Raw genomic sequence first — 23,637 nt, 5'->3', positions numbered from 1 at the left:
GGCCGGACATGTTAGGCGCTGCCAGATTTCTGCAAACTGCTTCTTAACATAAGGACGTTTTAATGAATCGCAATATCCGCCCTTACGATGGCATTTCGCCGGACATTCACGATAGCTGCTACATCGACCCGGCCGCCGTGGTGATCGGCGACGTCAAGTTGGCCGAAAACGCCTCGGTCTGGCCGTGCGCGGTGATTCGTGGCGACGTCAACACCATTACCATTGGCGAGGGCAGCAATGTGCAGGATTTTGCCATGCTGCACGTCAGCCACAAACGTGACGACGATCCGCAGGGCGCTCCGCTGACCATCGGCAAGAACGTTACCATTGGTCATCACGTCACGCTACATGGTTGCAGCATCGGTGACGAGGTGCTGGTGGGCATCGGCAGCATCGTGCTGGACCGTGTGGTGATCGAACCGCGCGTGCTGATCGGCGTTTACAGCCTCGGTGCCGCCGGGCAAACGGTTGGAATCGGGCTTTCTGTATCTGGGCAATCCGGTGAAAAAGGTCCGCCCGCTCAACGAGCAGGAGCTGGCATTCTTCCGCTATTCGGCCGAACATTACGTGCGCGTCGCCAACAAGCACAAGGCCAATCTGGACTGATCCTGTCACAGCCATGTCACAGTGCTGACGTAGCGTAGCCGCTTTCTCCCGTTACGTCCGCCTGCCATGACCCTCGCCAAACGACTGTGGCTGACCATCGCTTTCACGGCGTGCAGCCTGTTACTGGTGCTTGCGCTCACCGCCTTTCAGCTGCAAGCACTGAGCCAGCAATTTAGCCAATACCGTGCGCGGCAGGCGCTATCGACCCATCTGAACGAGCTGAAAGCCAGCGTGCTGGAACTGTCGCACGCGGACCCGATGCTGGACAGCACCACCACGCAGCTGGAAAAAACCGCACAAACCGTACAGCGCTTGCGCAACCAGATTGTCAGCGCTCTGCCCGTCGACCAGCGCGGCGACTTCGACTACGCGCTGGCGCACCACTGGACCGAGTTCACGCGCCAGATCGAAAGCTCGCTGAAGATTGCCGAAACCTCGCCCGAGGACGCCATCAATATTCCGGAAGCGGCGTACAAACTGGATATCGTGCCGCTGGTTGCGCGCATCGACCAGCAACTGGCCGCCGAACACACCGGGCTGGCCGCCGCCGAAAACGCCATGGAAGCCAGTGTGGCACGCTTGCTGTTTGCCATTCTTGGCCCGCTGCTGGCCACCGGTATTGCCGTCATCCTGTTGCAACTGGCCGTCAGCAAACAGCTCAAATCGCGCATTCAGCAAATGTGCATCGCCTCCGACCGGCTGGCCGTAAGCGACACTCAGGCCCGTCTGCCCGGCCATAATCATGATGAACTGGGCCGCGCGGCGCGCCACATCAACCAGGGCGCTCGACAAGCTGCTGGCGGTGATGCAGGACGTGCACGAATCGGCCCTGCAAAGCGAAGGCCAGAGTCGGCAGGTGCTGGACCTCAGCACGCGCGTGGTGGAACAGACCCGCCTGCAAATCCAGTACAGCGAACAAAGCAGCCAGGTGGTGCAATGGCTGAGCAAGCTGGCCGACAATCTGGTGGCGGAAGCGCACATCCCGGCGCAAACGTTGGCCGAAACACCGCTGCCCAGTCCTTTGCTGAGCAAGGTGCAGGACACGCTGGGCGAGATGAAGCGCGTCAGCCAGTCCATTCTCGACATCACCCACATCGGCCACCTGATCCGCGACATGGCCGAGCAAACCAGCCTGCTGGCGCACACGGCCACGATCGAAGCCACCAAAGTGCGCCGTATGACCGACCGCGAACTGGTGTTCTTCCGCCGTGCAGACGAGCATTACCAGCGCCGTCAGGAGCAGCACCGCGCGGAGCTCGTACCACGAACGTGTCATGTAACACGACTGTCACGCGCGCTCACTAGACTGCCGGGGTGTTCCTCAGCGAGGTTGTCGCTATGTCCCCTGGTCAAGCGCTTATGGCTGGCTATTCTGTTTACCGGTGTGAGTCTGGTGGTGGTGATTTCCCTCACCAGCCAGCAATTGCTGGCGCTTTCCGGTCAGTTTGACAGCTACCGCCAGCATCAGGAGCTTTCGGCCAACCTGTATCAGCTCAAGGCCAGCGTGCTGGCGCTGTCGCGTGCCGACCCGTTACAACCCGATACCGCCAGCCGCCTGCAAACCACCCACCGCCGCGCCGGACAGCTGATTGCGCACATCCGGCAGGCACTGCCGGGCGCGCAAGGCAACGCCTTCGCCCGGCAAGCCACGCAACTGTGGCAAGACTACCAACGCAACCTGAGCAGCGCGCTGACCATTGCCCAGACCGCGCCGCAAGACGCGCTGGCGATTCCGGAACAAGCCTATAACCAGAGCCTGCAACCGCTGGCCGAGCTGATTGACCGTCAACTGCAACAGGCCGACGCCCGTCAGGCCACAGCACAGGCCAGCATGCACGCCGTACTCAAGCGGCTGGGCTGGCTGACGCTCGGGCCACTGGCGCTAGCCAGCATCGGCGTCATCCTGCTGCAACTGGCCATGGCGCGCTTGCTGAAACGCCAGCTGCACGACATGGTGCAAGCGGCCGATGCGCTGAGCCAGGGCAATCTGGCCACCCGCCTGCCAGACAGCGGTCAGGACGAACTGGGCCACGCCGCCGGGCGCCTCAACCGCTTTCTCGACCGGCTGAGCGACCTGCTGCACGAGGTGCGCCAGCATGCCAGCCAGAACCACAGCGAAAGCCAGCGTCTGCACCTGCTGACCAGCCAGGCCGCCGATGCCAGCCAGCAACAAACCGGCAAATCCAATCTGAGCCACCATGCCGCCAGCCAAGTGGCGGAGCTGGCCAGCGAGGTGGCCCAACAATTGAGCGAGGCCGAACAGGGCACGCAGCAAGCCAGCCAGTGTGCCCAGCAAGCGCGCCAACTGGGCGACGGCAACGCCCGGGCGATGCAGCGTCTGGCCAACCGTATCCACGGCGCGGCCACGGAAATGAGCACGCTGCACCAATCGCTGGGCGAAATCAGCCAGATCAGCACCCTGATCCGCGATGTGGCCGACCAGACCAACCTGTTGGCGCTGAACGCCGCCATCGAAGCGGCCCGCGCCGGTGAACAAGGCCGCGGCTTTGCCGTGGTGGCCGACGAAGTGCGCAAGCTGTCGGAACGGACGGCCGCCGCCACGGCGCGCATCTTCGACACGCTGGCCAAGGTGGATACCGCCACCCACGGCCTGAGCGATGCCATCGACACCGCCGAGCGCGCCAGTCAGGACAATCTCGGTACCCAGCAGGCGCTGGATAACGCGCTGAACGAGGTGGACCGCACGCTGGCGCAGGTGGGGCAACTGATGCAGCAGATGAGCCGCTCCAGCGCCGCGCAAGCCGCGGTAGGCGTCACCATCCGCCAGCACAGCCACGAAGTGGCGCATCTGGCCAATACCATCGACAGCCAGATGCAGCAGGCTTCGCCCGCCATGCAACAACTGACCGATTCGGCACAGCAGCTCAATCAGGCGCTGAGCTGGTTTCGGCTGAACAGTGGCAACGCGGCGTCCTGATCCTGCGCGTCACCTACAAAAAACGGGGCATTCGCCCCGTTTTTGCTTGCTGCGTCACGCTGGCGCTTACAGCGCCGCCAGTGCCGCGTCGTAATTGGGTTCTCGGCCAATCTCGGCCACCAGTTCGCTGTGCTTGACGGTGTTATCGGCATCCAGCACCACCACCGCGCGCGCGGTCAGGCCCAGCATCGGGCCTTCGGCCAACTGTACGCCCCAGTCCGGCAGAAATTCCGGATGGCGGAAGGTGGACAGCATCTGCACATTGGCAATGCCTTCGGCGCCGCAGAAGCGCTTTTGCGCAAACGGCAAGTCGGCGGAAATACACAACACCACGGTGTCGGCCTGACTGGCGGCCTTTTCGTTGAACTTGCGCACCGAGGTGGCGCAGGTGGGGGTATCGATGCTCGGGAAAATATTGAGGATTTTTTTCTTGCTTAAGCAAACGCGGCCAGCGTTACATCGGACAGGTCCGCTGCCGTCAGGGTGAGAGCGGGGGCTGGCGTGCCGGTGGCGGGCAAAGTGCCAGCGACCTGAACCGGGTTGCCGCGCAAGGTAACAGTTGCCATGAGTCAGTCCTTATCGGGGGTGAAGATCCCCTAAGTGTGAGGCATGGCTTAGGCAGATTACAACCCTGATGCCAGCAAGGTTGGCCGAAGAGGATTCGGCCAACCTTGTCCGGCGGTGGACGATTATTCTTCGTCCGGCAGCGACAGGCCCATTTCCGCCAGCACTTCGCGCGCGTTGCGGAAGGCTTCCACCGCGGCAGGAGCACCGGCATACACCGCCACCTGCAACAGCACTTCGCGGATTTCGATCAGGCTGGCGCCATTGTTGACCGCTCCGCGGATATGGCCGCGCAGCTCGTTGCTGCGGCCCATGGCCGCCAGCATGGCGCAGGTGACGAGGCTGCGGGTTTTCAGCTCGATACCACCGCGCTGCCGGTACTGCCCCGGCATGTTCGTTCAGCCAGTCTTGCAGCGGCCGCGAGAAGGCGTCCTGATTGCTCATGGCGCGCGTAACAAACGCTTCGCTCATCACGCGGGTACGCATGGCAATACCGTTCTGTTTATCCTGTTCACTCATGATCTTGGCTCCTTGTCAGGTTAAGCACCCACCCGTTCCGTCAGAACCTGCACCAGCGCGGCACATTCGGCGTCGGAGCCGATGCTGATGCGCAGATATTGCTCGATGCGCGGCTGACGGAAGTGGCGGACGATGATGGAATGGGCACGCAGCTCGGCGGCGAGGCTGGCGGCATCGTGTGCGGGATGGCGCACAAAGATGAAGTTGGCCGCCGACGGCAGTACCTCAAAGCCCAAGGCCGTCAGTTGCTGTGAGAGCGTAGTACGGGTGGCGATCACCGCCTGACAGGTCTGGCGGAAGTAGTCCTCGTCGGCAAACGATGCCACCGCGCTTAACAATCGCCAGCCGGTCCAGCGGATAGGAGTTGAAGCTGTTCTTCACCCGCTCCAGCGCCTCGATCAGCGCGGCATCGCCCACGGCGAAACCAACGCGCAAACCGGCCAGCGAGCGCGATTTGGACAAGGTCTGCACCACCAGCAGGTTGGGATAGCGGTCCACCAGAGCGATGGCGCTTTCGCCGCCAAAATCGACGTAGGCTTCGTCGATCACCACCACCGCATCCGGTTGCTGCTGCAACAGCGCTTCAATGTCGGCCAACGGCAAGAGGGCGGCCGGTCGGCGCGTTCGGATTGGGGAAAATAATGGCACCGCACGGCTGGCGATAGTCATCCACACGGATTTCCATGGCGTCGCTCAGCGGCACGGTCTGATAGCGGATATCGAACAGCCCGCAATACACCGGGTAAAAACTGTAGCTGATGTCAGGGAACAGCAACGGCGCGTCATGCTTGAGCAACGCACGGAACACATGCGCCAGCACCTCGTCCGAACCGTTACCGACAAACACCTGCTCACGCTTCACGCCATGGTAGCTGGCGATACTGTCCTTCAGCACTTCAGCGTTTGGGTCCGGATACAGGCGCAGGCTGTCAGCCGCCGCCTCCCTGATGGCCGCCAGCACCTTGGGCGACGGGCCATACGGGTTTTCGTTGGTGTTGAGCTTGATCAGATTGCCAAGCTTGGGCTGTTCGCCGGGCACATACGGTGTCAGCTGGTGAACAATCGGGCTCCAGAAACGGCTCATGACTTTTTCTTCCTGTGGGCACCGTCGCAGCGGCGCCGGATAATGAGTTCGGCCAACCTTAGCGGCCAACACGGGTGGCTAACCACACCCCGGCCAGAATGGCGCCAATACCAAACAGATGATAGGCGTGAATCGCCTCACCCAGAAACAGCATGGACAGCACGGCGCCAAAGGGCTAATCAGATGGATAAAGCTGTAGGCGCGTGCCGCGCCAACACGTGCCACCCCAGGTTGTAACAGTAATAGGCCGCCACCGAAGGCAAGGTGCCAACATACAGGCAGGCTGCCCAGCCTGGCAAATCCAGATGCAGCGGCGGCACATGCGCCACTTCCCAGACAAAAAACGGCAGGATGCCCAGCAGCCCGAGCGCCACCTGCACCGTCAGCAAACCCAGCCGGTCCACGCCACCGGGCAGGCCGCGCAACAGCAGCGTATAAAACGCCCACGCCACCATGGCGCTAAACACAATGGCATCGCCACGGTTAATATCCAGCGCCAGCAAACGCTCTGCATCGCCATGCGCCACGATGGTCAACACCCCGAAAAACGAAATCAGGATCGCCCCGCCCTGCTTCCAGTTCATCGGCATGCGGAAAAACAGCGCGCCAAACAGCGCAATCAGGATGGGAATAAACGAATTGAGCAACACGCCGTTGGTGGCGCTGGTGAATTGCAACCCCCAGTACACCAGCGAATTGAAGGCGGTAATACCCAGCAGCGACAGCAGCAAAATGCGGCGCCAGTAAGGGCGATACAAATGAAACTGGCGCACGGCCGGGCGCAGCCCGAGCGGCAACAGCACCAGCAAGGCAATCACCCAGCGGGCAAACGACAGGGTCATCGGCGGAATACTGGCGTGGATGGCGCGCGCCACCACAAAATTACCGGCCCACAGCAAGGAGGTGAGAACGAGCAGAAAATACGCGCTAGACGAAGCAGAGAGTCGAGAGGTCATGGGCAGGCAACATGCCATGTGAGCCAGCGGCTGACAACCCCTTTTTTGCTGCGCCGCAACCACCGCGCACCGTGCGGCACAGCAACAGCCGGGCCGATCAGGCCGCCGCGCTAGCCAAACAACGCCTCTTGCGTCACCTTGAGCTGGCGCTCCTGCAAGGCCGCCACCAATCCCGCCAACGGCGCAGGCAGCGCTTGGCTAAGCCAGAGCCACCAGCTGGCGCTGATCATCAGCGGTTAACGGTTGCGCACCATGTGCCAGCGTCAAATCCTCAGCCGCCATCTTCCGGGCTGCCAGCTACGTCCGGCGGCGCTGACCAGCTGCCCCACCTCCCACGCCATGGTCACGCCACGCGGATCGAGATCACACGCCACCTGCACCGGCAGAGGCAACGCCGCCAACAGATGCTGTAGCGCCAATTGCCAGCGGCGGTGCGGGTGGCCCGGCAACCACAGCGTCAGAATCGGCAAGGCTTCCTCGGTCAACTGCTGAAACACGCTCAGGCTGCTGACCACGCGCACTGCGCGCACGCTGCCGTCCAACACCGTCACGCTCAACAGTGCTTCCGGCGGCAGTGCCACGCCGGCTTGCAGCAGGTTGGCCGAAACCAACCGTTCCGCCCCCGCCCACAATGTCAGCGGCCCGGACAAAAACACATGCGGGGTGCCGCGCGATACCCCGCAGGCTTCCAGATCGATGCCAAATTCGGCAAACCACTGGCGATCCGCCTCGTTGAAAGCTTTTTGGCGGCCCAGTGCCTGCACGGAAAACTGCCGCTCGCTGCCCCAGCGCCCGGCCGACAACCAGTCATCCAGCGCCTGCGCCAGTTTCAGCCGCCGCTCCAGCGTGGACGAATGCAGATTGGCCGCCGGGCTTTCGGCCAACCTGACCAACTGTGGCTGGCGCGGCTGCCAACCGCGCCATAGCGCCACCACCTCGGTAGACGCCGGAACCTCCGGCCCATCCACCAGACTGCGCAAGGCGTAGGCATCGCACCAGTTGACCCAGTACGGCTGCAAATCCACCTCAGCCATGCCCGCCTCGGCATGCAGTTCCACCTCGCACCAACCGGCTTCCAGCAGGCGCCGCAGCAGATCTTCGGCCAACATCGGCTGGCTGCTCACCGCCAGCAGGCGGCTCCAGCGCACCCGCTCGGCGCGCGACGTCAGCCACTGCGCCACCAGCTGTCGCTCCTCCTGCGTCAGCACCAGCCGCGACGCCTCCGGCCGCGCATGTGGCCGCAAGCGCAGATGATGGCCGCGCGGCCCCAGCGCCTGGCGCTCTACGCGTTCCGGCGAGACAGTTGCCAACCAGCGGGACATAGCGTTCCTCTCGTGTTCACATGCCACAGGGCAAACAAGGATAGACCGGATCAAGCCAGAAAAATGCCCGACTGACGCAGGCATTTGCCGCTCTGCCGCAAGAACACGGCAGATGAAACGGCACCATAGCAGATGGAAAGCGACAACAACATGACCGGCAGGCCCGGCACTACGCCAAGCCTGCCGGTCGACGACTTACTCGCCGATGTCCGACGGTGCCGTCGGGGTAATCACCGTCTGGCGCGCCGCCTTGGCCTGTGCTGCCTGCTGCTCCGCCTCATCGGCCGCCGCCCGCGCCGCCGCGCGCACCACTTGCAGATAATCATTGATGGCGAACACCAGCTCGCGCGTCCCCTCATGATTCAAGGCCGAGATGCTGAACACGCGCGGCGCGCTAATGTCGAAACCGAATTCGTCATTGGGCTGGGTTTTCGGCCAACCATAGGCTTCCAGAAAGGCCGAAACCGTCAGCTCGCGCTCGTCTTCCGGCAACATGTCCACCTTGTTGAGCACCAGCCAGCGCGGCTTGCCAAACAGCTCTTCGTCGTACTTTTTCAGCTCGTCCACAATGGCGCGCGCCTCGCGCACCGGATCGACATCCGGATCAAACGGCGCAATGTCCACCACGTGCAGCAACAACCCGGTACGCTGCAAATGCTTGAGGAAACGGTGCCCCAGACCGGCGCCTTCGGCCGCGCCTTCAATCAGCCCAGGAATATCGGCGATGACAAAACTGCTGGTATCGTCCATGCGCACCACGCCCAGATTGGGGTGCAGCGTGGTAAACGGATAATCCGCCACCTTCGGCTTGGCTGCCGACACCGCACGGATCAGCGTCGACTTACCGGCGTTTGGCATGCCCAGCAAACCGACATCCGCCAGCACTTTCAGCTCCAGCTTGAGGTTACGGTTTTCCCCCGGCTCGCCCGGCGTACACTGCCGCGGCGCGCGGTTGGTCGACGACTTGAAGTGGATATTGCCCAGACCACCCTTGCCGCCCTTGGCCACCACCACGCGCTGACCGTGGTGCGTCAGGTCGGCCACCAGCTCGCCGGTATCCAGATCAGAAATCACCGTGCCCACCGGCATGCGCAATTCGATGTCATCACCGCCCTTGCCGTAGCAATCGGCACCGCGTCCGCGCTCACCGTGCTGCGCCGGTATTTCTTGACGAAACGGTACTCCACCAGCGTGTTGATGTTTTCGTCCGCCACGGCAATCACACTGCCGCCACGACCGCCATCGCCACCATCCGGGCCACCAAACGGAATAAATTTCTCACGACGGAAACTGGCCGCGCCATTCCCGCCCTTGCTTAGCCAACACTTCGATCCGGGCTTCATCAATGAATTTCATGTTTTCCCTCTGCACCTGACGAGGAGTTAGGCGTCAGGGTTGGCCGAAACCAGCCCTCACGCCTCGCCCCTCGGCTGAAACAAAAAAAGCCCTATCTCAAAGGATAGGGCTTTCGTATCTGACGGAAAGCGATTATTCGCCGTCTACGCCAGTGTACGGAACCACGTTGACGATCTTGCGTTGCAGAGCACCTTTAACGGTGAACTGGACATAGCCGTCAACCTTGGCGAACAAGGTGTGGTCCTTGCCCTGACCTACGTTTTCACCAGCGTGGAACTTGGTGCCGCGCTGACGAACAATGATAGAACCTGCCGGAATCAGTTCGCTACCGTAAACCTTAACGCCCAAGCGTTTGGCTTCGGAGTCACGACCGTTGCGGGAGCTACCGCCTGCTTTTTTGTGTGCCATGACTGTTTACTCCTTACTTCGAAATCTCGTCGATGCGGATTTCGGTGAAGTTTTGACGATGACCCTGATGTTTCTGGTAGTGCTTGCGGCGACGCATTTTGAAAATGCGAACCTTCTCGCCACGACCGTGAGCTACTACCGTAGCCTTGACGGCGGCACCAGCAACGCGCGGGGCACCCACAACAACCTGTTCACCGTCAGCAATCATCAGCACTTCTTCAAGTACGATTTGGCTGTCGACGTCTGCAGGTATCTGTTCTACTTTAAGTTTTTCGCCAACGGCAACTTTGTACTGTTTACCGCCGGTTTTTACGACCGCATACATTCGCTTAGCTCCTAGAAAAGAAGTTCTTCACAACATATGGCGTGAAGAACGCGAAACTATACGGACCGCACGCCAACTTGTCAATGATTTCATTGGTTTATCCGCATCCCCGCCGTACAAAAGCGGCCACACATGGCAAATTCCACCCCTTTTCTGCTAAGATTCCGCCCTTCAAGGTGTGCCTAATACGAACAATCTGGTTGAAACCGTGACTCCTCCGCTCTTCCGTACACTGATTACCGACGACATGCAGACCGTAGACCGCGTGATCCGCACCCGGCTGCATTCGGACGTTGTTCTCATCCGCCAGATTGCGGAATACATCATCACCTCCGGTGGCAAGCGCCTGCGCCCCGTGCTCACACTGCTGGTAAGCAAGGCCTGCGGCTACAACGGCCCGCATCTGCACGAGCTCGCCGCGATGATCGAGTTCATCCACACCTCCACCCTGCTGCACGACGACGTGGTCGACGAATCCGGCATGCGCCGTGGCCGCGAAACCGCCAACGCCCTGTTCGGCAATGCTGCCAGCGTACTGGTCGGCGACTTCCTCTACACCCGCGCCTTCCAGATGATGGTCGACACCGACAACATGGAAATCATGCGAGTCATGGCCGAAGCCACCAACATCATCGCCGAAGGTGAAGTGCTGCAACTGATGAACATCGGCAACACCGACATCAGCGAACAACAGTACCTGCAGGTCATCCAGAGCAAAACCGCCAAACTGTTCGAGGCCGCCGCACGCGTGGGTGCACTGATTGCTGGCGCCAATACCGCACACACCCGGGCACTGGCCGACTACGGCATGTATCTGGGCACCGCCTTCCAGATCATCGACGATGTGCTGGATTACTCCGGTGACGCCGAAACCATCGGCAAGAGCACGGGTGACGACCGGCCGAAGGCAAACCCACCCTGCCACTGATCTACACCATGCTGCACGGCGACGAAACAGCGGCCAACACCGTACGCCACGCACTGGAAAACGCCAGCCGCGATCGTTTCAACGAGGTACTTGCTGCGGTACAATCCTGCGGCGCGCTGGACTACGCCCACGGCGAAGCGGTCAAGGTATCCGAGCAAGCCATCCAGGGCGTTGCAATGCCTACCGGACAGCGAAACCAAACGCGCACTGATCGAATTGGCCAAATTGTCGGTTGATCGAAACGCCTAACTCACCGTCAGGCCGTCCCTGTAGTTAAATGGATATAATGGCCCCCTCCTAAGGGGCAGTTGTGGGTTCGATTCCCGCCGGGGGCACCAACTTCACACGTATCACACCGTCTCTAAAGCATCGCCAACACCCGCATAGCACAAGGCTTGAGGGTTTTTTGTTGCCCGGTCGCGCCCAGCTAAGTGCTGGCAACATTCAACCTTTTGCATACCATCTTGTGTACTTCTTAAGATTGCCAGAAAAAGGTGCCTCACCCCCGCCTAGAACCAAATGTGCGCCTTCACCTTAAACGGCTCCGCCACAGCATCAGACAAAAAAATGCCCCGGAATGTAACCGGGGCATTTTTCGTGCGACAGCAGTTAGCGCCATCTACTCCACATCAAGCATAAAGACTCAGAACAGCAAATCCTTAACATTTTCCACCGCATCCTGAGCTGCAGGCGCGTCACCGGAGTCTGCACCGCCATCCGGTGCCGAAGCATCACGATTACGCCCACCAGGGCACTACACCGTGATTATCGATTTGCAGATCCGGATTGGTTTTCTGGAATTCCTCATAGAAGTATTCATCGCCACCATGCAACCCGGCCCCCGCCTTGACCACGACACCGGACGGCACCGGCAAGTCGACTTCCGGCACATGCTTGAGCGCGTTTGCCATGTAGTTCATCCAGATTGGCAACGCTGCCGTCCCACCATAGCCGTAACGGCCAAGAGTACGCGGTTTGTCAAAGCCTACCCAAGTTGCCGCTACCAGCGCCGGGTTGAAACCAACAAACCAAGCATCCTTGAAATCACTGGTGGTACCGGTTTTACCCGCCAAATCCATGCGCCCCGGGCTCATCGCCTTGTTCGCCGTACCGTAGCGCACCACATCTTTCATCATCGACGTCATGATAAAAGCATTACGCGGATCAATGGCTTGCGGCGCGCTCTGCCCGGCCACTGACGGAGCGGTTTTCGCCAGCACATGACCGGAAGGATCTTCGATCCGGTCAATAAAGTAGGCTTTGACACGGTAGCCGCCATTGGCAAACACCGAATAGCCTTCCACCATCTGCAACGGCGTCACTGCCCCTGCCCCCAGCGCCATGGTCAGGTAAGCCGGATGCTGCTTCGGCGAAAAACCAAAACGCTGGATGTACTGCTGGGCATAGTCCGTTCCCACCGCCATCAACACCCGCACAGACACCAGGTTCTTGGACAGTGTCAATGCGCGGCGCATCGAGATCATGCTTAAGCAAATTTGCCATCATCGTTTTTCGGCTCCCACTTCTGGCCACCCACGTCAGAAGGCACCGTCAGCGGCGCATCATTGATGAAGGTTGCTGGCGTAATGCCACGTTCAATCCCGGCTGAATAAATAAACGGCTTAAAGGTTGAACCCGGTTGGCGCCAAGCCTGTACCACATGATTGAAACCACTACGGTTGAAATCAAAGCCCCCCACCAGAGCACGAACCGCACCGGTTCGCGGATCAACCGAGACAAAAGCCCCTTCCACCTCCGGCATCTGTACGATTTCCCAATAGCCCTTGGCGTTTGCCCGCACGCGGATGACCGCACCGCGGCGCAATTGCTGGTTGGCCGAAACGCGACCACCAAGCGACCGGCGAGCAAAATCCAGCCCGGAGCCCTTGATCACAGCCACCCGACCGCCACGCATGTAAGCACGCACCTCAGAGGGCTTCGCCGACAACACAATCGCCGCCTGCATGTCACCACTGTCGCGAATTTCAGACAGTGCATCATCCAGGGCTTCAGCTTGCTCGTCACCTTCCATGCCCGCCACGTCAACAAAACTTTCCGGCCCGCGATAGCCTTGCTTGCGATCGTAATCGATCAACCCGGCGCGCAAGGCGTCATAGGCCCAACGCTGGTGCTCACTGTCCAGCGTGGTAAACACGCGGAAACCTTGCGTATAGGCAGCATCTTTATAGCGCTCGTACATCGCCTGACGAACCATTTCCGCAACATACTGGCCAGGCTGGCTCACATCCATGGTGGGGCGAGCCAACTTCAGCGGTTCATTACGCGCCACTTCATACTGATCGGCCGTAATGAAATTCAGCTCTCGCATGCGACGCAATACATATTGCTGACGCAATTTGGCCCGCGCCGGATTGACGATCGGGTTATAAGCAGATGGTGCCTTGGGTAGACCAGCCAGCATTGCCATCTCGGAAACCGTCAATTGATTCAGAGACTTACCATAGTAGGCCTGCGCTGCCGCCGCAAAGCCATAGGCACGTTGGCCGAGGTAAATCTGGTTGAAGTACAACTCCAGAATCTGATCCTTGGACAGCGTGTGCTCAATCTTGAACGCCAACAAGGCTTCATTAAATTTGCGTGAGAAGGTCTTTTCGCTGGACAGGAAGAAGTTACGCGCCACCTGCATGGTGATGGTACTGGCACCAGAACGCGCATGCCCGGAGACCAGGTTGCCGACCGCCGCTCGCAGCACGCCAACATAGTCCACCCCGCTATGCTGGTAGAAGCGCTCATCCTCAGCAGAGAGAATGGCCTGCTTCATCAGCTGTGGCACTTCGTGTATTCGGGTGAAGGAGCGGCGCTCTTCGCCAAATTCACCGATCAGTTGGTTGTCTGCGGAATATACCCGCAATGGAATTTTTGGACGATAATCGGTCAATGCATCAAGACTTGGCAAACGTGGGTAAGTTATGATGATTGCGATGGTCATGGCGCCAGCAACAAGCACCACGCCACCGATAACAAGACCGGCCAAAATCGCAAGTAGTCGTCTGAGCATAATTACAATGGGCTTCCGCAAGAAAGCGGATTATACCGTCTTGAGCGGTCAACAAGACAACGATTGATAACGACAGCAATTTTATGTCGTATTAGATCATCGGGGACTAATCGATGCTATCCGACAAATTGGGGTTCGGAACCCAGTGGCTTGAGCAACTTGGATTGCGTCAATCCAAGAACGTTCCGTTGCTCGGTCTTGATATCAGCAGTACCGCCGTCAAACTGGTCGAGCTGACTCGCGCAGGCAAGAATTACCAGATTGAGCGGTACGTCATAGAGGCGCTACCCAAAGATGCGGTAAGCGAAGGTAATCTTGTTGAAATCGAGAGCATTGCCGACACGATCCGCAAGGCTTGGAAACGGCTTGGCAGTTCCACCAAGAACGTCGCCGTTGCCATTCCTACCTCCATGGCGATCTACAAGAAACTGCTGGTGCCTATCAGTCAGTCAGACGACATGGAAGGACTGATCGAATCTGAAGCCAATCAGATCATCCCGTTCCCGCTGGAAGAGGTAAATCTGGACTATCAGGTATTGGGGCCATCTCCTGCCAGCGCAGAAGACCTCGAGGTCTTGTTGTGCGCCGCACGTAAAGAAAAAGTGGAAGAACGGGTTGCCGCCGTCGAAATGGCCGGTCTGCACGCCCACATCGTCGATGTCGAATCATTCGCCATGATGACGGCGTTCGAACAAGTCCAGCGCCAACTGCCGGATCACGGCTTGAATCAGACTTTTGCACTGTTCGATATCGGTGCCACCAAGATTCACTGCAACGTTATCCGCAATGGACAGCAGCTGTATTACCGGGAACAGGCATTTGGCGGCCAGCAACTGACTCGTGACATCCAGCGCCGCTACGGCATCAGTCTGGACGAGGCAGAACACGGCAAACGCAACATGACACTCCCCGAGGGGTATGAGTCGGAGTTGATGCACCCATTCGTCGACGCACTGTCCCAAGAGATCCAACGTGCGCTACAGTTTTTCTACACCACAGTCAGCGTCTCCCAATACATCCGTGTCGATTACATTCTGCTGGCAGGCGGCTGCAGCATGCTGACCGGGCTGGATGACGCGGTAGCCGGACGCACGCAAATCAGCACCATGATCGCCAACCCGTTTACCACCATGGTTCATTCCGGCGCCATTCGACTCAAAGAGCTTTTGATGGATGCTCCAGCCTTGCTTGTTGCCAGCGGACTCGCCATGAGGAGGTTTGACTGATGATACGCATCAACCTCTTACCCCATCGCCAGCAGAAGAAAGCCGCTCATCGCCTGCGCTTCCAGATATTGCTGGGCGCGACATTGGTCACTGCCTTGCTGCTCGTGGGCGGTTCTTATGCCATTCTGAGTCAACGAATCTCCACTCAGGAAGAACGCAACCAGTTCCTGCAACAGGAAACCGCCAAGCTGGATCAACAGATCAAGAATATCGGGGCCCTGAAGAAACAACGGGATGAATTACTGGCGCGCAAACAGCTGGTGGAAAAACTGCAGGCGGGCCGTAATGAGTCCGTACATATTTTCGATCAGCTCACTCGCCAGACCCCGGACGGGGTTTACCTGAAAAGCGTCAAACAGAGTGGCAGCCTCTTCACACTGACAGGCTATGCGCTGTCTGGCGCCGTGGTATCCAACTATATGCGTACTTTGGCCGAATCCGAGACATTCGGCCCAGCCACGGTTGTTGAAGTCAAAGCCTCAATCGTCAACAACCAACGCGTTAACGAATTCACGCTGACTACCAACCTACGACAACCCTTGGTCGCCCCACAAGCACCCACCGCGCCGCAACCGCAGGGAGCCAAACAGCCATGACGCTTGATGAATTTCGCAATCTAGACCCCAAGGACATACCTAACTGGCCACTGCCTGCACAAGGTTTCATCTTGGCTCTGTTCGCCACGGCCTTCATTGTGCTGGGGTATTTCTTCGTTTTAAGTGATCAACTGGATCAATTGCACGGAGCCCAGCAAAAAGAAGAACAGCTGAAACAGACATTCTTAGACAAAAAGCGCCAGGCCATTAATCTGGAAGCCTTACAGAAGCAACTAAAGGAAATTGAGCAATCCTTTGGTGCGCTATTACGCCAGCTCCCGACCAAATCCGATATGGACAAATTGTTGACGGAAATCAACCAGGCGGGTACTGGCAGGGGCTTACAGTTCGAACTATTCAAACCCAACCCTGAAGTCAAAACAGCAGAGATGGCGGAGCTACCGATTACCATCAAGCTCAGCGGTAGCTACTCCGACTTGGCCGCATTTGTCAGCGATGTCGCCCAGCTATCACGAATTGTCACGATAGGCGAAATCAGCCTCAATCCCGGCGCGGGAAAGGAACCACGGCTGACAATGGATGCCATCGCCAAAACTTATCGTGCGCTGGAACCACAAGAACGCGTAGCGGCAGCTAGCCAACCCGCTAAAAAGTAAGGGCGAAACCATGAAAAAAATATTCGCCTGCGCCCTGTCATTGACATTGTTGGGCTGCGTCAGCCGTGACAATGATGATTTGAAACAATGGATGCATGACTCCAGCAAGAACTTACGCGGGCAAATAGAACCCATGCCGCAAGTTCAGCCTTACGCCCCATTTAGTTATCAGGCGTTCAACATGCTGGATCCATTCAATCCGCAAAAGCTGCTGGTTGCCAAGCGGCAACTAGGTGCCAATGCTCCCGACTTCAAACGACCACGCGAAGCACTGGAAGAATATGATCTTGACAAGCTAAAGATGGTAGGCACCCTCAAGCGCGGCAACATGAACTTTGGCTTGATCAAAACACCTGACAATGCCGTGTATCGAGTGCAGTCTGGTAACTTTGTCGGTCCCAACTTCGGTCGAGTCAAACGGATCACCGAAACGGAAATCGAGCTTTCAGAAACAGTAGAAGACCTGAACGGGGAATGGGTACAGCGCGCTACCAGCATGTACCTTGATGAACAAGGGCAGAAACCATGACCAAACACTCCATAAAACTCTTATCGGGATTGGGGCTGGCGCTTGCATTCAGCTTGGCGCAGGCCGGAGCGGCCATTACCAGTATTGATGTCGCCAAGAGCGATGGTGATGAACAGTTGTTACAGGTAGTTTTCGATGGTCCGGCCATCAAACCCAACAGCTTCTCGATTGCCAACCCGCCCCGCATTGCTTTTGACTTTGCCAACACTACGGTCAAGCTATCCAAACCAGCGGTCAACTTCAGTAACCCGGTGGTCAAATCAGCTATCGCCGTGGCCGCTAATGGTCGTGCACGCTTGGTATTAAATCTGGCAAAGAACGCGGCATACAGCACAACGGTTAATGGCAATAAACTGACCGTCAAGCTGAACGGCGATCTGAACAAAGTAACGCACAACTCAGCCCCACAAGAAGATACAACGTCGTCCTACATGCCGGATGACACCCCTCAATCCTATGGCAATCCGCCACTGGGACTTGATTTCCGTCGTGGCAGCAATGGCGAGGGCAGGGTTGAAATTGCACTGGTTAAGCAGAGGGAACGCCAACCGACGTACGCCGTGAAGGGAAAAATATCGTCATTGACGTCATGGGAGCGAATTTGCTTCGCAGCCAACAACGTCGACTGGATGTGACGGACTTTGCCACGCCGATCACTCGTGTTGAGGCGAGCAACAAAGGCCGTAACAGCCGGATTGTCATCCAACCACATGGCGATTGGGATTTCTCGTCTTACCAAAGCGAACGCAAGCTAGTCATTGAAGTACGTAAAATGGCTGCAGAAAACACAGCCAATCAGGACTTCAATCTGAAGCCGCGCTACAAAGGCAACAAGCTGTCATTGAACTTCCAGAATGTGGAAGTGCGCACCGTGCTTCAGGTGATTGCCGAGTTCACCGGCCTTAACATCGTTACCAGTGATTCGGTCTCCGGGAACATTACCCTGCGTCTGAAAGACGTTCCATGGGATCAGGCTCTTGATCTAATCCTGCAGGCCAAAGGGCTGGATCAGCGCCGCAACGGCAATGTTATCCACATTGCCCCCAGCAGTGAGATGATGGCACAGGACAAACAACGCACTGGAAGCGCGTCAGCAACTGACCACCCTAGAGCCGACCCGTTCTGAAACGTTTGTACTGCGCTACCGCTCGGCCGAAGATTTCAAAAAAATCCTTGATGGTGAAAATACCACCGGGCCGAAGAAAGAAGGCATTCTCTCCAGTCGTGGCAGCGCGCTGATTGATCCAAAGACCAATACGCTGATCATCAATGATGTCTCTAGCGTTATCGATAAAATCAGAGACTTGGTCAGCAAGACCGATGTAGCAGTCAAACAGGTACTGATTGAAGCGCGTATCGTTGAAGCAACCGATAACTGGAGCCGTGATCTGGGGGTAAGACTTTCCTATGACCGGGCAACTAGTAACGGCATTATCAGTGGTAACCCTCTGGCAACCACCATTAATAACCGTACGGCCTTGAATAACGGCACGACCTATACCGTAGGCAATGGCGTCAACTTGCCAATCAACTCTACGACAGGAGGCACCATTTCCGCCCTGTACAGTGCAGGTAAGTCGGCACTGATTGGTTTGGAATTGAATGCGCTGCAAACTGAAGAAAAAGGCAAGGTCATCTCCAGCCCGCGCGTGATGACAGCCGACCGGATGGAAGCCAATATCGAACAGGGTACGGAAATTCCTTATCAGGAAGCCAGCTCCAGCGGTGCCACGTCTACCTCGTTCAAAAAAGCCGTCATGAGTCTGAAGGTGAAGCCGCAAATTACACCGGATAACCATGTGCTACTCGATATCCAGATCAACAAGGATACGCCAAGCACAACCTACGTCGGCACGGAACCTGCAATTGACACCAAGAAAGTCCAAACGCAAGTATTGGTAGAAAATGGCGGGACGGTCGTAATTGGCGGTATCTACCAGCAACAGGTCGACAAAACCGTCAATAAGGTACCGTTCTTTGGTGATATTCCGTTCCTTGGCGCGCTATTCCGCAACAAGGCTGAATATGACAAACGTACCGAGCTGCTCGTTTTCATTACACCGAAGGTTGTTGACGACATCAACTCTTACAATCGATAAGCGTTGCAAAGACAGATTGCGCCAGCTTCGGCTACAATGCCTGCCATGGAAAAACTGGCAGGCAATTTTTTTCTAGTTGGCTTAATGGGCGCGGGGAAAACCACCGTAGGGCGCGCGCTTGCCCGCAAAACGGACAAAACCTTCTATGATTCTGACCAAGAAATAGAAGCCCGAGCTGGCGTCAAAATCTCGACCATCTTCGAAATCGAGGGTGAGCAGCGTTTCCGCGACCGGGAAAGTCGTGCCATTGCCGATCTAGTCAAGCTGGACAATATAGTTCTGGCTACCGGTGGTGGCGCCATCCTGCGCCAGGAAAACCGGCTGCAATTAGCAAGACATGGCACGGTGATTTATTTACGTGCCTCGATTGACGACATTTTATTGCGTACCCAGCACGACAAGAGTCGTCCACTACTGCAAACAGCAGATCCACGCGCGAAGCTGGAAGCCTTGTTTCAGGAACGCGATCCACTCTATCGGGAAATTGCCGATGTGGTCGTCGATACCTCCCAGCAAAATGTGAACATCCTGGTCTCACGCTTGCTTACCCAATTGCAGTCACGCCCCCATCAGCACGGAATTTGAAGCAATGATTACCCTCGACCTCACCCTGCCCGACACTCGCTATCCGATTCATATTGGCCGGGGGCTACTGGATCAGGTCGAGTTACTTCTACCTCATCTGCCGATCCCCAAGGTTGCCATCGTCACCAACACGGTGGTGGCGCCACTGTATCTCGTCCGGCTTCAGAAGAAGTTGGCCGAACATGACGTTGAAGTAACCCCCATCATTCTGCCCGATGGCGAAGATCACAAAACACCGGGAAACACTGAATCTCATTTTCGACGCACTGCTGCGTGGTCACTGCGAACGAAAAACTACGCTGATTGCCCTCGGGGGGGAGTGATTGGCGACATGACAGGGTTCGCCGCAGCCTGTTACCAACGGGGAGCACCATTCATACAGATCCCGACCACGCTGTTGGCGCAAGTGGACTCATCGGTTGGCGGTAAAACTGCCATCAATCACCCCTTGGGCAAAAACATGATCGGGGCGTTTTACCAACCCAAAGTCGTCATTGCCGATACCGAACTACTGGCAACGCTGCCGACTCGCGAACTGTCAGCAGGGTTGGCCGAAGTCATCAAGTATGGCCTGCTTGGCGACGCCAGCTTTCTCTCGTGGCTGGAAGAGCACATGGAAGCGTTGCTGGCGCAAGACCCTGATGCGTTGCAATATGCCATTCGACGTTCGTGTGAAATGAAAGCGAATATCGTCCAGCAGGATGAAAAAGAATCTGGCATACGTGCGTTGCTTAACTTAGGCCACACCTTCGGGCATGCTATTGAAACCGGCTTGGGTTATGGCGCGTGGCTACATGGCGAGGCCGTCGCAGCCGGAATGGTCCTAGCGGCAGCAGCCTCGGCAGCCATGGGCTGGATTACAGCCGACGACGTGTTGCGCGTGGAAACCCTGATCTCCCGGGCCGGGCTACCTATCAAATCTCCAGACCTCGGGGTAGCACAATGGCTGGAGCTGATGGGCCATGACAAAAAAGTTGAATCAGGAACTATCCGCTATGTGCTCCTCAAGGCATTAGGGCACGCAATCATTCAGCCGGGGCTCCCGAAATCCGTCATGACGAAATTGCTGACTGGCCGCCACATTATTGCCACGGAGCAGAGCGCGCGCCAGTCATAATCGGAGACTTTATCCAGAAACACTATCCGCATTAAGGATTTTTACGGATTGTGCCCGCCCCCGCTGCCCGCAATAATCACCGTATTGCGAGTCGGACAAGAAGGGACACAAGGTGGATACAATCACGGCATTGGCACTCAGCTTCAGTCTTATGGTTGCGTACTATGGTGTCCGCAAGGCATGGAAAAAAGTCACTTACAAGCCACCGCGCCAGCGCCAGATTGATCCAGTCGGTGAAGCAGAAGTTTTCCGGCATACGGACGTGTCGGTGATGCCGTACGGGTCCTGAAAGACACTCTCAAGGAAGAACCCAACAATCTTCCGGCCAAACTGACATTGCTGCGGGCCTATTCGCATGCCGAAGATAGCAAAGCCTATTCTCGCTTGGCAAAGGAAGTGAGCGTGCCGCTGCAGAACCAGGCAGTATGGCAAACCATCCAGGAGCATGGTCGCCGCCCTGGATCCATCCAATCCTCTCTTCCACGCACTACACTAGTCTCGGTCTAAATAATTCTAAATAATCAGTCCTAAACCGACTTTATGTATAAAATGGCAGATTATTGGGGATATCCCCCTCGTCTGCCACGTTTAGTCGCCAGTTCCGATATTTATTGAGCCACCGGGTTAGAGTGGTTCAAACCTCGTAAGGCTCTAAACAGAGAGTGGCACGAATATTCGTTCATTAGGACCAGTATTTCTGTGCGCCATACAGCCAGTCCCCCCAAACGTATTTTACTCATTAAATTGAGGCATCATGGCGATGTGCTACTCGCCACTCCGGTAGCTCGCACGCTGAAAAGCCGATTCCCCGATTGCCAAATCGACATGTTGGTCTATCAGGAAACCTTGCCAATGCTGCAAACCAATCCTGACATTGAGCAGACATGGGGATTAGACAAGAGCCTGCATGGATGGGTTCGGCTCCGGCACCAACTGCAACTGATCAAGAAGCTCGCGTCGCAGCAGTACGACTGGGTGATTCACCTATCAGATCAATGGTTTGGTGCAGTCTTAGCGCACTGGCTGCACCCCAAAATCGCAATCGGATTTGATTACCCCAAAAGACGGGGCACCATCTGGAAACGCTGTTTTAGCGATCTGGCACCGTTGGCCGAAAGTAATAGCTGCCATACAGTCGAACAAAATCTGCTGGCGCTATCTGTCATCGGCATTACGCCAACGGATGATGAAGCGCGTTGCCGACTTTGTATTAGCCAGACCAATAGACAACATATTGCCAATATTCTGGCAGCAAAAGGCATTACCACTTCATATATAGCGGTACATCCTGCTTCACGCTGGTTTTTCAAATGTTGGGAAGATGATCGTTTTGGTCATGTCCTACAGCAGTTGGCCGAAAGGGGCTGGCCCATCGTGTTAACAGCAGCGCTTAAGCACCACAAGAACAGGCACTAGTGGAGTCGATCCTGAACCATGCGAGATCACCACGTATCATATCGTTGGCAGGGCAGCTCAGTTTGCCCGAGCTGGCAACGGTAATTGATGGCTCCAGACTGTTTGTTGGCGTCGACTCGGTTCCCATGCACATGGCGGCAGCCTTGGGGAAAGATACAGTTGCCCTGTTTGGACCGAGCAAAATCAACGAATGGCGCCCGTGGAAAACCCGCTATCGCCTTATTAATGCTGCGGATTATGGTCCGCTGATTGACCCTGATGCGGTCACCACCGCCACACATGAACGCTATCTATCGCACATACCTGAAAGCGCCGTGCTATCGGCCTGTGAAGAATTGCTAGCCAATGCACCAGAAAATGCCTGACGGTAAAGTGAGGACCATCGTTTTCATCATCGATGGTCTGGCTTATGGAGGAGCGGAAAAAGTCGTGCTTACGCTCGCAGGAGCCATGTCCAGACAAGGACATGATGTCACCATACTCTCCTTACGCGAGGAACAAGCCTATGCCATCCCCGATGGAGTGAAACTCATCAAAGTAATCGATAACTATCGCGGACCGCTGCGGCGGCAAACCGAGATATATCGACGTGCAAGACAACTCGACCAGGTTATTGTCAAACACTTTGCTCATCGTCCCATTGACCTCGCCATCTCGAATCTGCCGAAAACTGATCGTATTGTCGCACACAGCCAATATCTACAAGATGCCCGGATGTGTTTGCACGGAGCTGTCGCCAGCACTCAGCTGGCACACAAACATGGGCTGAAACGCTGGCTTAAACAGCGACAACTACAGCGCACCTACGAGGGGCGCAATTGGATTACCGTTTCATCAGGGATAGGGCAGGATCTGATTCACCGCGCAAAATGCCAACCAAACAGCATTCGAACCATCTTCAATCCATTTGACCCAGTAGCAATACAACGTCAGGCACAAGACCCCTGCCCTCTGCAGGATGAACACTTTATTGTTCACATGGGGCGTTTCCATCCGGTAAAACGTCATGACCGACTACTGGAGGCTTTTGCTCAAAGCCATTATCAAGGGAAACTTGTGCTCATTGGGCAGGGAACTGCCGCCCAAGAACAATCTATTATTGAGAAGATCAGCACCCTAGGCTTACAAAGCCGCGTCATCCTGGCTGGTTTCCAGAGTAATCCCTACCCATACCTGCGGTCTGCTGAGGCGCTAATAGTCAGCTCCGACAGCGAGGGATTCGGAAATACTATAGTTGAAGCACTCATATGCAACACACCAGTGGTCAGTACTGATTGCCCTTTCGGACCTCGGGAAATTCTAACTGGGACCTTGAGTAGAGGTCTGGCGGAGTGTAATGCAACCAGCCTCGCCATTGCTATTGATGCGATCACACAAGCCCCCCCCGGTAATCACCCAATCACACTGGGATAGATTCTGCATTGACA

Annotated in this window: 25 protein-coding genes, 1 tRNA gene and 4 pseudogenes; 17 read left to right on the top strand and 13 right to left on the bottom strand. The window is 56.9% G+C overall.

The window, feature by feature from the left end; translation table 11 throughout:
* Positions 1-62: 62 nt before the first annotated feature.
* Positions 63-606: pseudogene (locus GKE73_RS11875) on the top strand (gamma carbonic anhydrase family protein).
* 198 nt (positions 607-804) lie between these two features.
* Here GKE73_RS11875 and GKE73_RS11870 read toward each other — a convergent pair.
* Positions 805-1,350 carry a hypothetical protein gene (locus tag GKE73_RS11870; RefSeq protein WP_230370183.1) on the bottom strand — a complete coding sequence of 182 codons (546 nt, stop codon included), beginning with the start codon at positions 1,348-1,350 and terminating at the stop codon, positions 805-807.
* Between GKE73_RS11870 and GKE73_RS11865 the strand changes: the two genes are divergently transcribed.
* Positions 1,349-3,544: a methyl-accepting chemotaxis protein gene (locus tag GKE73_RS11865; protein WP_230370182.1), complete on the top strand. Its 2,196-nt coding sequence runs from the start codon at positions 1,349-1,351 to the stop codon at positions 3,542-3,544. The genes GKE73_RS11870 and GKE73_RS11865 overlap by 2 nt on opposite strands.
* A 66-nt stretch (positions 3,545-3,610) precedes the next feature.
* On the opposite strand, the pseudogene tpx reads toward GKE73_RS11865, so the two are convergent.
* The 10 genes and pseudogenes from tpx to rplU all read right to left on the bottom strand — a co-directional run bounded on the left by tpx (position 3,611) and on the right by rplU (position 10,078).
* A pseudogene (gene tpx, locus GKE73_RS11860) lies at positions 3,611-4,110 on the bottom strand (thiol peroxidase).
* Between the two features lie 123 nt (positions 4,111-4,233).
* Positions 4,234-4,500 (bottom strand): carboxymuconolactone decarboxylase family protein, encoded by a 267-nt coding sequence (locus GKE73_RS11855; RefSeq protein WP_230370181.1) that lies wholly within the window; start codon positions 4,498-4,500, stop codon positions 4,234-4,236.
* 147 nt (positions 4,501-4,647) lie between these two features.
* Positions 4,648-4,905 carry an aminotransferase class I/II-fold pyridoxal phosphate-dependent enzyme gene (locus tag GKE73_RS23445; RefSeq protein ID WP_312854436.1) on the bottom strand — a complete coding sequence of 86 codons (258 nt, stop codon included), beginning with the start codon at positions 4,903-4,905 and terminating at the stop codon, positions 4,648-4,650.
* On the bottom strand, positions 4,853-5,224 hold the full coding sequence (locus tag GKE73_RS23440) for an aminotransferase class I/II-fold pyridoxal phosphate-dependent enzyme (protein ID WP_280954903.1): 372 nt from the start codon (positions 5,222-5,224) through the stop codon (positions 4,853-4,855). The genes GKE73_RS23445 and GKE73_RS23440 overlap by 53 nt, the downstream gene beginning before the upstream one ends.
* Positions 5,211-5,711: a pyridoxal phosphate-dependent aminotransferase gene (locus GKE73_RS23435; RefSeq protein WP_280954902.1), complete on the bottom strand. Its 501-nt coding sequence runs from the start codon at positions 5,709-5,711 to the stop codon at positions 5,211-5,213. Before GKE73_RS23435 ends, GKE73_RS23440 begins: the two co-directional genes overlap by 14 nt.
* 179 nt (positions 5,712-5,890) lie before the next feature.
* Entirely contained in the window at positions 5,891-6,610 is a 720-nt protein-coding gene (locus GKE73_RS11845; protein ID WP_230370180.1) for a DMT family transporter, read from the bottom strand.
* A 320-nt stretch (positions 6,611-6,930) separates the two neighbouring features.
* Entirely contained in the window at positions 6,931-7,989 is a 1,059-nt protein-coding gene (locus GKE73_RS11840) for a hypothetical protein (protein WP_230370179.1), read from the bottom strand.
* 195 nt (positions 7,990-8,184) lie between these two features.
* Positions 8,185-9,332, bottom strand: a pseudogene (obgE, locus tag GKE73_RS11835) (GTPase ObgE).
* A gap of 145 nt (positions 9,333-9,477) precedes the next feature.
* On the bottom strand, positions 9,478-9,753 hold the full coding sequence (gene rpmA / locus GKE73_RS11830; RefSeq protein ID WP_230370178.1) for a 50S ribosomal protein L27: 276 nt from the start codon (positions 9,751-9,753) through the stop codon (positions 9,478-9,480).
* A gap of 13 nt (positions 9,754-9,766) precedes the next feature.
* Entirely contained in the window at positions 9,767-10,078 is a 312-nt protein-coding gene (gene rplU, locus GKE73_RS11825; RefSeq protein WP_230370177.1) for a 50S ribosomal protein L21, read from the bottom strand.
* A gap of 247 nt (positions 10,079-10,325) precedes the next feature.
* On the opposite strand from rplU, the pseudogene GKE73_RS11820 reads away from it, so the two are divergent.
* A pseudogene (locus tag GKE73_RS11820) lies at positions 10,326-11,255 on the top strand (polyprenyl synthetase family protein).
* Between the two features lie 14 nt (positions 11,256-11,269).
* Positions 11,270-11,344, top strand: a tRNA-Arg gene (locus GKE73_RS11815).
* Positions 11,345-11,743: 399 nt separating this feature from the next.
* Here GKE73_RS11815 and GKE73_RS23430 read toward each other — a convergent pair.
* Positions 11,744-12,490: a penicillin-binding transpeptidase domain-containing protein gene (locus GKE73_RS23430; RefSeq protein ID WP_280954901.1), complete on the bottom strand. Its 747-nt coding sequence runs from the start codon at positions 12,488-12,490 to the stop codon at positions 11,744-11,746.
* A 2-nt stretch (positions 12,491-12,492) separates the two neighbouring features.
* Positions 12,493-13,878 carry a penicillin-binding protein 1A gene (locus tag GKE73_RS23425; RefSeq protein ID WP_280954900.1) on the bottom strand — a complete coding sequence of 462 codons (1,386 nt, stop codon included), beginning with the start codon at positions 13,876-13,878 and terminating at the stop codon, positions 12,493-12,495.
* Positions 13,879-14,138: 260 nt separating this feature from the next.
* Here GKE73_RS23425 and GKE73_RS11805 point away from each other — a divergent pair, with 260 nt between their 5' ends.
* The 13 genes from GKE73_RS11805 to GKE73_RS11750 all read left to right on the top strand — a co-directional run bounded on the left by GKE73_RS11805 (position 14,139) and on the right by GKE73_RS11750 (position 23,623).
* Positions 14,139-15,251, top strand: a complete 1,113-nt coding sequence (locus GKE73_RS11805; protein ID WP_230370176.1) for a pilus assembly protein PilM — start codon at positions 14,139-14,141, stop codon at positions 15,249-15,251.
* On the top strand, positions 15,251-15,847 hold the full coding sequence (locus GKE73_RS11800) for a PilN domain-containing protein (RefSeq protein WP_230370175.1): 597 nt from the start codon (positions 15,251-15,253) through the stop codon (positions 15,845-15,847). Before GKE73_RS11805 ends, GKE73_RS11800 begins: the two co-directional genes overlap by 1 nt.
* A complete protein-coding gene (locus GKE73_RS11795; RefSeq protein WP_230370174.1) occupies positions 15,844-16,464 on the top strand; it encodes a type IV pilus inner membrane component PilO in 621 nt (206 codons plus the stop codon). Before GKE73_RS11800 ends, GKE73_RS11795 begins: the two co-directional genes overlap by 4 nt.
* 10 nt (positions 16,465-16,474) lie before the next feature.
* Positions 16,475-16,993, top strand: coding sequence for a pilus assembly protein PilP (locus GKE73_RS11790; RefSeq protein WP_230370173.1), 519 nt, complete (start codon positions 16,475-16,477; stop codon positions 16,991-16,993).
* On the top strand, positions 16,990-17,628 hold the full coding sequence (locus tag GKE73_RS11785) for an AMIN domain-containing protein (RefSeq protein ID WP_230370172.1): 639 nt from the start codon (positions 16,990-16,992) through the stop codon (positions 17,626-17,628). Before GKE73_RS11790 ends, GKE73_RS11785 begins: the two co-directional genes overlap by 4 nt.
* Complete coding sequence (locus GKE73_RS11780; protein WP_376767346.1) at positions 17,583-18,119, top strand: AMIN domain-containing protein; 537 nt, start codon at positions 17,583-17,585, stop codon at positions 18,117-18,119. Before GKE73_RS11785 ends, GKE73_RS11780 begins: the two co-directional genes overlap by 46 nt.
* Complete coding sequence (locus tag GKE73_RS11775) at positions 18,073-19,092, top strand: type IV pilus secretin PilQ (protein ID WP_312854565.1); 1,020 nt, start codon at positions 18,073-18,075, stop codon at positions 19,090-19,092. The genes GKE73_RS11780 and GKE73_RS11775 overlap by 47 nt, the downstream gene beginning before the upstream one ends.
* Positions 19,093-19,128: 36 nt before the next feature.
* Positions 19,129-19,677 carry a shikimate kinase AroK gene (gene aroK, locus GKE73_RS11770; RefSeq protein WP_230370170.1) on the top strand — a complete coding sequence of 183 codons (549 nt, stop codon included), beginning with the start codon at positions 19,129-19,131 and terminating at the stop codon, positions 19,675-19,677.
* Between the two features lie 4 nt (positions 19,678-19,681).
* Positions 19,682-20,794, top strand: a complete 1,113-nt coding sequence (aroB, locus tag GKE73_RS11765; protein ID WP_230370169.1) for a 3-dehydroquinate synthase — start codon at positions 19,682-19,684, stop codon at positions 20,792-20,794.
* 112 nt (positions 20,795-20,906) lie between these two features.
* Positions 20,907-21,083, top strand: a complete 177-nt coding sequence (locus GKE73_RS11760) for a hypothetical protein (RefSeq protein WP_230370168.1) — start codon at positions 20,907-20,909, stop codon at positions 21,081-21,083.
* Between the two features lie 410 nt (positions 21,084-21,493).
* Complete coding sequence (rfaQ, locus tag GKE73_RS23420) at positions 21,494-22,210, top strand: putative lipopolysaccharide heptosyltransferase III (RefSeq protein WP_312854435.1); 717 nt, start codon at positions 21,494-21,496, stop codon at positions 22,208-22,210.
* A complete protein-coding gene (locus GKE73_RS23415) occupies positions 22,210-22,575 on the top strand; it encodes a glycosyltransferase family 9 protein (RefSeq protein ID WP_312854434.1) in 366 nt (121 codons plus the stop codon). Before rfaQ ends, GKE73_RS23415 begins: the two co-directional genes overlap by 1 nt.
* Positions 22,568-23,623, top strand: a complete 1,056-nt coding sequence (locus GKE73_RS11750; protein ID WP_230370167.1) for a glycosyltransferase — start codon at positions 22,568-22,570, stop codon at positions 23,621-23,623. The genes GKE73_RS23415 and GKE73_RS11750 overlap by 8 nt, the downstream gene beginning before the upstream one ends.
* The last annotated feature ends 14 nt before the right edge of the window (positions 23,624-23,637 follow it).

Origin of the sequence: Paludibacterium denitrificans (assembly GCF_009707705.1) — a bacterium.
GTDB lineage: Bacteria > Pseudomonadota > Gammaproteobacteria > Burkholderiales > Chromobacteriaceae > Paludibacterium_A > Paludibacterium_A denitrificans.
This window is presented reverse-complemented; position numbering and strand designations above follow the sequence as displayed.

Bases quoted from the DNA above. Each gene is read 5' to 3' on its own strand.
- rplU (WP_230370177.1), bottom strand. From the start codon at position 10,078: ATGTATGCGGTCGTAAAAACCGGCGGTAAACAGTACAAAGTTGCCGTT.
- GKE73_RS11855 (WP_230370181.1), bottom strand. From the start codon at position 4,500: ATGCCGGGGCAGTACCGGCAGCGCGGTGGTATCGAGCTGAAAACCCGC.
- GKE73_RS11785 (WP_230370172.1), top strand. From the start codon at position 16,990: ATGACCAAACACTCCATAAAACTCTTATCGGGATTGGGGCTGGCGCTT.
- GKE73_RS11870 (WP_230370183.1), bottom strand. From the start codon at position 1,350: ATGATTATGGCCGGGCAGACGGGCCTGAGTGTCGCTTACGGCCAGCCG.
- GKE73_RS11790 (WP_230370173.1), top strand. From the start codon at position 16,475: ATGAAAAAAATATTCGCCTGCGCCCTGTCATTGACATTGTTGGGCTGC.
- GKE73_RS23435 (WP_280954902.1), bottom strand. From the start codon at position 5,711: ATGAGCCGTTTCTGGAGCCCGATTGTTCACCAGCTGACACCGTATGTG.
- GKE73_RS11800 (WP_230370175.1), top strand. From the start codon at position 15,251: ATGATACGCATCAACCTCTTACCCCATCGCCAGCAGAAGAAAGCCGCT.
- GKE73_RS11840 (WP_230370179.1), bottom strand. From the start codon at position 7,989: ATGTCCCGCTGGTTGGCAACTGTCTCGCCGGAACGCGTAGAGCGCCAG.
- GKE73_RS11750 (WP_230370167.1), top strand. From the start codon at position 22,568: ATGCCTGACGGTAAAGTGAGGACCATCGTTTTCATCATCGATGGTCTG.
- GKE73_RS11805 (WP_230370176.1), top strand. From the start codon at position 14,139: ATGCTATCCGACAAATTGGGGTTCGGAACCCAGTGGCTTGAGCAACTT.
- aroK (WP_230370170.1), top strand. From the start codon at position 19,129: ATGCCTGCCATGGAAAAACTGGCAGGCAATTTTTTTCTAGTTGGCTTA.
- GKE73_RS23430 (WP_280954901.1), bottom strand. From the start codon at position 12,490: ATGATCTCGATGCGCCGCGCATTGACACTGTCCAAGAACCTGGTGTCT.
- GKE73_RS11795 (WP_230370174.1), top strand. From the start codon at position 15,844: ATGACGCTTGATGAATTTCGCAATCTAGACCCCAAGGACATACCTAAC.
- GKE73_RS11780 (WP_376767346.1), top strand. From the start codon at position 17,583: ATGGGAGCGAATTTGCTTCGCAGCCAACAACGTCGACTGGATGTGACG.
- aroB (WP_230370169.1), top strand. From the start codon at position 19,682: ATGATTACCCTCGACCTCACCCTGCCCGACACTCGCTATCCGATTCAT.
- GKE73_RS11865 (WP_230370182.1), top strand. From the start codon at position 1,349: ATGATGAACTGGGCCGCGCGGCGCGCCACATCAACCAGGGCGCTCGAC.
- rpmA (WP_230370178.1), bottom strand. From the start codon at position 9,753: ATGGCACACAAAAAAGCAGGCGGTAGCTCCCGCAACGGTCGTGACTCC.